This is a genomic window from Actinoplanes oryzae, from assembly GCF_030757795.1.
GTDB lineage: Bacteria > Actinomycetota > Actinomycetes > Mycobacteriales > Micromonosporaceae > Actinoplanes.
In genome coordinates this window covers 1-9,072 of record NZ_JAUQWH010000249.1, presented here as the reverse complement: position 1 = coordinate 9,072, position 9,072 = coordinate 1, and the positions used below count along the sequence as shown (strand labels likewise).

At 73.5% G+C, this 9,072-nt stretch carries 9 protein-coding genes; 1 reads left to right on the top strand and 8 read right to left on the bottom strand.

What is annotated here, in order from left to right:
- From RBH18_RS41340 to RBH18_RS41330, 3 genes are all read right to left on the bottom strand, one after another.
- The coding region (locus RBH18_RS41340) for an NADP-dependent oxidoreductase (RefSeq protein ID WP_306215977.1) at positions 1-639 on the bottom strand (639 nt) is incomplete at its 3' end.
- Positions 640-759: 120 nt separating this feature from the next.
- Complete coding sequence (locus RBH18_RS41335; protein ID WP_306215976.1) at positions 760-3,246, bottom strand: DEAD/DEAH box helicase; 2,487 nt, start codon at positions 3,244-3,246, stop codon at positions 760-762.
- Positions 3,247-3,427: 181 nt separating this feature from the next.
- Positions 3,428-4,312 (bottom strand): alpha/beta fold hydrolase, encoded by an 885-nt coding sequence (locus tag RBH18_RS41330; RefSeq protein ID WP_306215978.1) that lies wholly within the window; start codon positions 4,310-4,312, stop codon positions 3,428-3,430.
- Between the two features lie 105 nt (positions 4,313-4,417).
- Here RBH18_RS41330 and RBH18_RS41325 point away from each other — a divergent pair, with 105 nt between their 5' ends.
- On the top strand, positions 4,418-4,957 hold the full coding sequence (locus tag RBH18_RS41325; protein WP_306215975.1) for an RICIN domain-containing protein: 540 nt from the start codon (positions 4,418-4,420) through the stop codon (positions 4,955-4,957).
- A gap of 3 nt (positions 4,958-4,960) precedes the next feature.
- On the opposite strand, the gene RBH18_RS41320 is transcribed toward RBH18_RS41325, so the two are convergent.
- The 5 genes from RBH18_RS41320 to RBH18_RS41300 all read right to left on the bottom strand — a co-directional run.
- A complete protein-coding gene (locus tag RBH18_RS41320) occupies positions 4,961-5,404 on the bottom strand; it encodes a globin domain-containing protein (RefSeq protein ID WP_306215974.1) in 444 nt (147 codons plus the stop codon).
- A gap of 192 nt (positions 5,405-5,596) precedes the next feature.
- On the bottom strand, positions 5,597-6,241 hold the full coding sequence (locus RBH18_RS41315; protein ID WP_306215973.1) for a nucleotidyl transferase AbiEii/AbiGii toxin family protein: 645 nt from the start codon (positions 6,239-6,241) through the stop codon (positions 5,597-5,599).
- A 9-nt stretch (positions 6,242-6,250) separates the two neighbouring features.
- Positions 6,251-7,165 carry a hypothetical protein gene (locus RBH18_RS41310; RefSeq protein ID WP_306215972.1) on the bottom strand — a complete coding sequence of 305 codons (915 nt, stop codon included), beginning with the start codon at positions 7,163-7,165 and terminating at the stop codon, positions 6,251-6,253.
- 80 nt (positions 7,166-7,245) lie between these two features.
- Positions 7,246-8,433, bottom strand: a complete 1,188-nt coding sequence (locus RBH18_RS41305; protein WP_306215971.1) for a PP2C family protein-serine/threonine phosphatase — start codon at positions 8,431-8,433, stop codon at positions 7,246-7,248.
- Positions 8,434-8,499: 66 nt separating this feature from the next.
- The coding region (locus RBH18_RS41300; protein ID WP_306215970.1) for a sensor histidine kinase at positions 8,500-9,072 on the bottom strand (573 nt) is incomplete at its 5' end.

Below are 9,072 nucleotides of genomic sequence, written 5' to 3'. Positions count from 1 at the left end.
GGCGCCCCCGGCACAGTCGACCACCGCGTCCACGCCGAACGCCCGGACACGGCCGGGCAGTCCGGGGCCGTACGTCGCCGGGTGGACGCCGAGCGTCCGCAGGAAGTCGTGGTTCGGCTCGGAGGCCGTACCGATGACGGTGGCGCCGCGGGCGCGGGCGAGTTGCACGGTGACCGTGCCCACTCCCCCGGCTGCGCCCTGCACCAGGACGGTCCGGCCCGGGGCGATCGCGAGCCGGTCGAGCACGCGGGTGGCCGTCTCGACAGCACCGGCGGCACCACCGGACGCGGCCCAGCTCCACGTGGACGGCTTGGGGGCCCAGGCGGTCAGCACCGCGAAGTCGGCGTTGGCGGTGCGGCCCTCCGGCGTCGTCCAGCCGAAGACCTCGTCGCCGATCCGCACCCCCGGCACATCGCCGGCCTCGTCGACCACTCCGGCGGCGTCGAACCCCGTCCGGTACGGGAACGCCGCCGGCACCACGTCACGCAGCTCCCCGCTCCGGATCCGCGCGTCGCCCGCGGACAGCCCCGAGGCGCGCACGGCGATGCGGATCGTGCCGGGGCCGGCGTGCGGCTCGGGGAGCTCGGCGAGGTGGACGACGTCCGGCGGGCCGTAGGACTCGAATTGCACAGCTCTCATGCCGGCGGACGCTAGCCGGGCCCGGGTGCGGATCCGGCGATGTGAGAGCGCGGCGGCCGGAGCCGTCCGGATCAGTGCGGATCCGGCGATGTGAGAGCGCGGCGGCCGGAGCCGTCCGGATCAGTGCGGGCCCACCGCCACGATGCGGATGGACGCCGCGCCCAGCTCGTCGCTGGCGGCCAGGTCGACCTCGGCGTCGATGCCCCAGTCGTGGTCGCCCTCGGGGTCCTCGAAGACCTGGCGCACCTTCCACACGTCGGCGCCCTGGTCGAGGTGCAGGAACGCCGGGCCGCGGGCGGCCGGGCCGGTGCCCACCACCGGGTACTCGGCGTAGTAGTCCTCCATCGCCTCCGACCAGCGCTCGGCCGTCCAGCCGGACTCGGCGTCGAGCTCGGCGAGCTGGTCCGGGCGGCGCAGGGCGAACAGCTCGACGCGGCGGAACATGGCGTTGCGCACGAGCACCCGGAACGCGCGCACGTTGCGGGTGACCGCCGGCGGCTTGTCGTCGAGGGGGCGTACCTCCTCGGGGGTCGCACCGGGGTTGCGCAGGCGCTCCCACTCGTCGAGCAGGCTGGAGTCGACCTGGCGGACCAGCTCGCCGAGCCATTCCAGCAGGTCGGTCAGCTCCTCGGTGCGGGCGTCCTCGGGGACGGTCTGGCGCAGCGCCCGGTACGCGTCCGCGAGGTAGCGCAGCACGAGCCCCTCGGAGCGGGACAGGCCGTAGAAGGAGACGTACTCGGTGAAGGTCATCGCCCGCTCGTACATGTCGCGGACGACGCTCTTGGGCTTGAGCTCGTAGTCGGCGACCCAGGGGTGCCCGCGGCGGTAGGTCTCGTACGCGGCGTCGAGCAGCTCGGCGAGCGGCTTGGGGTAGGTGACCTCCTCGAGGAGCTCCATGCGCTGGTCGTACTCGATGCCCTCGGCCTTCATGGCGTTGACCGCCTCGCCCTTGGCCTTGAACTGCTGGGCGCTGAGCACCTGCCGCGGATCCTCGAGGGTGCTCTCGATGACCGACACGACGTCGAGCGGGTAGTCGGGCGACTCCTTGTCGAGCAGCTCCAGGCTGGCCAGGGCGAAGGGCGACAGGGCCTGGTTGAGCGCGAAGTCGAGCTGCAGGTCCTCCACCAGCCGGTACGTGCCGTCGACCTGCTCGATCACGCCGCCGGCGAGCAGGGCGCGGGCGATGGCGATGGCGCGGCGGATGTGGCGGCGCTGGGCGGCCGGCTCCTCGTGGTTGTCGGTGAGCAGGTGGCGCATCGACTCGAAGGGGTTGCCGCCACGCGCGATGACGTTGAGCAGCATCGCGTGCGACACCTGGAACGACGAGGTCAGCGGCTCGGGGGCGGCCTCGACGAGCCGGTCGAACGTGGGCTGCCCGTAGCCGACCGTGCCCTCCGGGGGCTTCTTGCGGACGACCTTGCGGCGCTTCTTCGGGTCGTCACCGGCCTTGGCCAGCGCGCGTTCGTTGTCGATGACGTGCTCGGGAGCCTGCACGATGACCGTGCCCAGCGTGTCGAAGCCCGCCCGGCCGGCGCGCCCGGCGATCTGGTGGAACTCGCGGGCCTTGAGCAGCCGGGTACGCACCCCGTCGTACTTCGACAGGCTGGTGAACAGCACCGTGCGGATGGGGACATTGATCCCGACGCCGAGCGTGTCCGTGCCGCAGATGACCTTGAGCAGGCCGGCCTGGGCGAGCGTCTCGACGAGCCGGCGGTACTTCGGCAGCATCCCGGCGTGGTGCACGCCGATGCCATGGCGGATCAGGCGCGACAGCGTACGCCCGAAGCCCGCGCTGAACCGGAAGTTGCCCAGCGCCGCGGCGATCGCGTCCTTCTCCGCGCGGGTCGCCATGTTGATGCTCATCAGCGCCTGCGCGCGCTCCAGGGCGGCGGCCTGCGTGAAGTGCACGATGTAGACCGGCGCCATGTGGGTCGTGAGCAGCTCCTCGATCGTCTCGTGCAGGGGCGTCATCGCGTACGAGAAGAGGAGCGGGACCGGCCGCTCGGCGTTGTCGACCACCGCGGTGGACCGCCCGGTGCGCCGCGTGAGGTCCTCGACGAAGCGCGACGTGTCGCCGAGCGTCGCGGACATGAGGATGAACTGCGCCTGCGGCAGCTCGATCAGCGGCACCTGCCACGCCCAGCCGCGGTCGGGCTCGCTGTAGAAGTGGAACTCGTCCATCACGACCTGGCCGACGTCGGCGTCCTTGCCCTCGCGCAGCGCCAGGTTCGCCAGGATCTCCGCCGTGCAGCAGATGATCGGCGCGTCCGAGTTGACGTTGGCGTCGCCGGTGAGCATGCCCACGTTGTGCGCGCCGAAGATCGCGCAGAGGGCGAAGAACTTCTCCGACACCAGCGCCTTGATCGGCGCGGTGTAGAACGTCGTCCGCTTGTCGGCCAGCGCCGCGAAGTGCGCGCCGGTCGCGACGAGGCTCTTGCCGGAGCCGGTGGGGGTGGTGAGGATGACGTTCGCCCCGGTGGCGACCTCGATGAGGGCCTCCTCCTGGTGGGGATAGAGCGTCAGGCCCTGCTCACCGACCCAGGTCTGGAAGGCGTCGAAGACGGCGTCGGGGTCCGCGGTGCCGGGCAGGCGGTCGGTCAGATTCATGATTTGACCAGTCTATGGCGTTCACAGCACCGGGCCCGGAGGCGGGAGCGCCTCCGGGCCCGGAAGGGACCTTGCTGTGAGGTTGACTATCCGCTGAAGGCGGCGTAGAGCGGTGCCACGACGCTACCGGCGAGGCCGATCACGGCGGCGAACACGGCGATGGTGGAGCCGATCCTGAGGGTCATGTCGGGAGCCTTCCTGCTGTCTCGCTGGCCTCGCACTGACCAAGATCCGACCGGCGGGTTGCCGATCGGGACGGTCCCGGTTGCCGATCGGTTGCCGATCCTTCCCGGCGCGCGAGGCTCCGGCGCAGAATCTCGTGCCAGGCCGCCGGCCGGTCCAGGTGCAGGTCATGACCCGCGTCCGGGACCAGCACGTGCCGGGCGGCCGGGCGCAGCCGGAGCATGCGATCCACTTCCGCCTGCGGGATGATGCCCGATTCCCCACGTACGAGCAGGATGTCCGCGGTGATCGACGCCCACTCGTCCCAGCGGGCCTCCGCGAGCACCGGCGCGATGGCAGCGGCCATGACGTCGGCGTCGAAGCGGGGCCGGCCCCCGTCGTCGAGGTCGGCGGCCCAGGCGTGCGCGATCGGCGTCCCGCCCAGGTGCTCCGCGGCCGCCGCCCGGCTCGCGAACGGCACCGGCCACCCGGCGAAGAACTCCTCCAGCTTCCGGGCGGCCTCCGGATCGTCCGTGCCCCCGACCCCCGCCTCGACCAGGATCAGCCGCTCGACCAGCCCCGGGTGCCACGCCGCGGTCAGCAGGGCCGTGTGCCCGCCCATCGACTGCCCCACCAGCGTCACCGGGCCACCGAGGTGCTCGATCACCCGTACGGTGTCGGCGACGAACGCCTCCCGCGACAGGTCCCCGGGCCGGCGGGTGCTGTGCCCGTGCCCCCGCTGGTCGAGCACGACGACCCGATGATCCGGCAACAGCGCGCGGGCGGTCGGCGCGAACTCCGCGGCGCTGCCCGCCAGCCCGTGCAGCAGCACGACGGGCGGGCCCTCCCCGCCGATCAAGGACGACAGGGTCACCCCGTCGCGCACCAGCATCCTTCGCTCCAAGCCCGTCACGGCTGCACACAATACGACCGGCGAGCGTCACCCACTGGACAGCTCGGCTTCCCGGCAGGTGTGAACCTGGCTGCACGTACACAGGAGGGAAGCACAATGCGCGCGACACGCTTGTTCGCGGCAGTCCTGACGGGGGTGCTGACAATTCTCGCCGGAACCGGAGCCGGCCTCGCCCGGACGCCCGGCGACGGCCGGTACGGCTTCCAGAACTACAAGTCCGGACTGTTCATCCAGCCGCCCGGCGACACCACCGCAAGCTACGCCAGGCTGGTGCAGGACGTGATCGTCCGGTCGGGCGGCGACCTCAAGAGCTCGCAGAACTGGCGCGAGCAGCGGCTCGTGTCGGGCAACTACCACCTGCTGGCCGGGAACAGCAGCCTGCGGATGGGGATCGACTTCGCCAGCACCGCGGCCGGAGCCTCGGCGATCCAGGCGCCGGCCGGCCTGGGCGCGCTGAACCAGCAGTGGATCATCCTGCGCTCGCTGAACCTGCCGGCCGACATCTACGAGATCCGCAACGTCAACAGCGGCAAGTGCCTGGGCATCGACCGGGCGAGCACCTCGGTCGGCGCGGCGGTCATGCAGTTCACCTGTGACGGGTCGGTCAACCAGGGCTGGCGCAAGGTCGACCTGTAACTCTCACCCGGCCCGGCCGTTCCAGGACCAGTGCGGGACGGCCAGGCCCGGAGGGACGTCGGCGGCCGAGTCCCGGTAGCGGTACATCGTCGTGGTGGTCGCCCAGGCGAAGTAGTCGTGCAGCGGCCCCCGGGCGTGGGCCGGCACCCCGGCGTCGCCGAGGGCCTGGTCGAAGCAGGCGATCGCGCGGCGGTTCATGTCGTCGTGCTCGCCGTTGCCGCTGTGGATGCGCACCACGCGGGTCTCGCCGCCGAACCGCTCGCTGTAGACGGGCGGCCCGCCGAGCGCCTCGCCCCAGTAGGCGGCCAGGCGCTCGGTGTGCTGCGGGTGGATGTCGCGCTGGAACGGGTGCGCCGCGACCTCGTCGGCCAGCATCCGGCGGTGCCAGGCCTCCGCGAGCCGTCGCAGGCCCGCGTCGCCGCCCACCGCCTCGAACAAGCTCTCCATGCCCGAAGCATGCCTCCCGAGCAGCGCGGACGGAAGCCCGCCGCGCGCCCGTGAGCAGCACGGACGCAAGCCCGCCGCGCGGCTGGCGTGGGCGGCGCGGACGCAAGCCCGCCGGGCGCTCGCCTGGGCGGCGCGGGTGCAAGCCCGCCGCGCGGCTCGTGGGCGGTGCGGACGTGAGGCCGGCGCGCGGACTCAGCGCGGCCAGGCGGCCAGGCGCTCGCGCAGCCGGGCCACGTCGGCGGCGGACAGCCCGTAGACGGCGAACCGGGCGTCGTCGAGCCGGTCCAGATAGCGTCCCGCGTCGGCGACGTCCTCGTCCACCAGGCTGTCGTCGAGCGACCGGGCCAGCTCGAGCACGCGGTCGAGCCCGTAGCGCTCGAGCGCCGCCGCCACGTCGATGTAGTCGCGGACCTCGCGCCGGTTGACCAGCGCCGACACCTTGGAGGCGACCAGGTCGTCGAGGTGCATGACCGGCCCGACGTCCATGACCACGGGAGCCCGGCGCCGGTCGAGCCGGGTCAGGGTGAGCCGCAGCGCCTTGCGGCCGTCGGCGACGTGATACTCCCGCAGGTCCTCGTCCATGCCCGCGAACATCTCGTCGCCGACCTCCCGGAACACCTGGTAGCCGGCGGCGGTGAGCGCCCCGGTCACGTCCGCCGCCGCGGCCTCCACCGCGCCGGCCGTGTCGGTGAACAGGTCGATGTCCTCGGTCGGGCGCCGCACGAGACCGTTGACCAGCCACGCCACCCCGCCGCCGAGCACGAACCCGTGCTTCTCCCCCACCCGCAGCGCAATGGTGGCGACGTCCCGGTAGAACTCGTCGATGTTCGCGCTCACGCCGAGAACCTACCGGCCGGGTACGACAGAACCCGGCAGCGCCACCCCCAGCAGCCGGGGCCAGCCGAGCGCGCCGAAGTCCCGCCGCCGCAGCTCCCGGTCGCCGAGCACCACGACCGCGCCCCGGGTCGGCTCGTAGAAGGTGTCACGCCCCAGCAGCAGCACGTAGTGGCGCGGCACCGCGTCGCCGATCAGCAGCGGCACCGGATAGCCCCGCTCCGCCGCCACGACAGCCCGCCGGAACAGCACGCCGCCGAGCAGCGGCAGGGCCGGGAACCACCGGTAGCGGGCGCCCAGCCCCGCCGGGTCGTTGCTCATCAGCTCACTGACGCCCCACGGCGGAGTGCCGGCGACCTGGGGCCAGAGCACGTCGGCTTCGTCGTGGACGCGCTGTTCCTCCGTACGCAACCGGCGCGCCTGCCGCTCGCCGCGCTCCTCGGCGCTGTCCGGCCGCCCGGCGGTGGTGAGCCAGAGGGCGTACACCGGGTCCACCAGTGCCCGGGCTGCCACGATCGTGGTCGGCCCGCAGGTGGTGTCGTCGTACTGGCTGATATCGGTGTACCGCAGGCCCGCCGGGTCGATCGGGCGCAGGTGCGCCCGCAGCCAGTACCGGTCGCGGCCGGCGATGAGCGCGGCGAAGGCGGTGACCTCCGCCACCGAGTGCCCCGCGGCGAAGGCCCGGGCGGCATAGGGCGCCTCGGCCGGCGCCGCCCCGGCCAGCACGGCGTCGAGGCGCCCGCGGTCCGCCGGCGTCAGCCTCGCCCGGTGGGCCATGGCCTGCCCGCGCTGCGCCTCGCTCAGCGTGCCGGGCTGCCGGGACACGGCGTCGAGCGCACCGGGCTGCCGCGCCGGATCGGCCGGCGACGCGGCGGGCGGCGACCCCGCGCCGGTCACCAGGGTGAGGACGAGAAGCGCCACGGTCAATGCGGGCAGCCTGAGCGACATGACGTGGCCTACCCGCTCCGGGGAAATCGATACAGGTGACTCCCGTCACGGCGGGGCGCTCAGGGTGTGACCCGGTCGGCGGCTTCCGGGGACCACTCGAGGTAGAGCATCGTGGCGTCGTCGGCCGGGGGGCCGTCGTAATGGTCGAGGGTGGCGTGGCACAGCCGGCGCAGCGTCTCCGGGGCGGGCAGGCCGGCGGCGGTGTGCTGCCGGACCAGGCCGGCCAGCCGGTCCTCGCCGAACAGCTCGCCGCCGGCGGCGCGGGAGTCCGTGACGCCGTCGGTGAACAGCAGCAGCCGGTCGCCGGGCTCCAGCCGCTCCTCGGCGGGCTCGGCCTGCTCGTCGGTCAGGCCGAGCGGCAGCCGCCGCCCCCGGTCCAGCCGGCCGACGACCGCGCCGTTGCGCAGGATCATCGGGGCGGGATGCCCGGCGTTGAGGTAGCGCAGCCGCCCGGTCGCCAGGTCGAGGGTGCCCAGGACCGCGGTGGTGAAGCCCATCTCCGGCAGGTGCCGGACCAGCGCCTCGTCCGCCGCCCGGGCCAGGTCCGGCAGCCCGGCACCGGCGGCGCGGGCCGCGCGGACCGCCGCCAGCACCGTCGTGGTGCCCAGCCCGGAGCGCAGGGTGTGCCCCACGCTGTCGAACACGGCGAAGAAGGCCGTGTCGCCGTCGACGGCGTAGTCGAAGCCGTCGCCCCCGACCTCGTAGCAGGGTTCCAGGATGGCGGCGATCACCACCCGCTTAGACGCGAACGTCAGCGGGGGCAGCAGCCGCCAGAGCAGCTCGGCGGCCTCGGACATGCCCCGGGTGCGGCGGGCCTGCTTGAGGGTGTCGCCGTACGGGACCTTCACCGCGTACAGGTGGCCGGTGAGCTGGGAGAACAGGTCGCAGCCGGCGCGGAAGGCCGGGTCGTCGAGGTCGACGGCCGGGTCGCGGGCCACGATCTCGAGGACGCCGAGCCGTTCCACCCCGTCGAGCAGCGGCATCCACAGCCGGGGGCCCGGGACCGGCACCGCCTGCACGTGCATGTACGCCCGGCCCGCCGCCGTGGTGTCCACCGGCAGATGCGCACCGTCCCACAGCACCGGCCGGAGCGTCCGCTGCTGCTGGTCGACGGCGTAGAGGCGGACGTCGACTCCCAGTGGCGCCGCCGCCCCGGCGACCACCGCCGGGAACTCGTCGCCCTGGGCCAGCCGGTCGTCGGCCACCAGGCGTGCCAGGGCGTCGTGCCACCCCCGGGAGACATCCATCCCCGCTCCTTCCGCATGCTGTGCGCGGGGCCCGGATACCACGTGACGCGGCAACGAAACCGCCGGTCACGCGGGGCGGCGCGGGATGCGTACGGTGAAAGTTGTCCCCAGGTGCGGCCGGGACGCCACCTCGATGCGCCCGCCGTGGTCGGTGACGATCTGGTGGGCGATGGTCAGGCCCAGGCCGGTGCCGCCGGTGGCGCGCTGGCGGGCCGGGTCGGCGCGCCAGAAGCGGTCGAAGACCCGGCGGACGTCGTCGGCGCTCATGCCCACGCCGGTGTCGCGGACGGTGAGGACGGCGTCGGCACCGGCCGCGAAGACGTGCACCGACACCGTGCCGCCGCTGTCGGTGTAGCGGACGGCGTTGCTGAGCAGGTTGCCGAGGACCTGACGCAGGCGGTCGGGGTCGGCGACCGCGTCGACCGGGTGCGGGGCGTCGACGGTGAGCTCGATGCCGGCCTCGGCGGCGACCGCGCGGTGGGCGGTGGCGGCGGTGGTGACCAGCTCGGCGAGGTCGACCGGGACCCGGTGGTATTGCAGGTCGCCCGCCTCGGCGAGGGCGAGGACCTGCAGGTCGTCGAGGATGCGGCGCTGCAGCAGGGTCTCCTCGTGCAGCCAGGAGCTGTTCGCCTCGCTGCA

Excerpts from the sequence above, each read along its gene's own strand:
- RBH18_RS41335 (WP_306215976.1), bottom strand. The coding sequence starts at position 3,246 with ATGAATCTGACCGACCGCCTGCCCGGCACCGCGGACCCCGACGCCGTC.
- RBH18_RS41325 (WP_306215975.1), top strand. The coding sequence starts at position 4,418 with ATGCGCGCGACACGCTTGTTCGCGGCAGTCCTGACGGGGGTGCTGACA.
- RBH18_RS41320 (WP_306215974.1), bottom strand. The coding sequence starts at position 5,404 with ATGGAGAGCTTGTTCGAGGCGGTGGGCGGCGACGCGGGCCTGCGACGG.
- RBH18_RS41305 (WP_306215971.1), bottom strand. The coding sequence starts at position 8,433 with ATGGATGTCTCCCGGGGGTGGCACGACGCCCTGGCACGCCTGGTGGCC.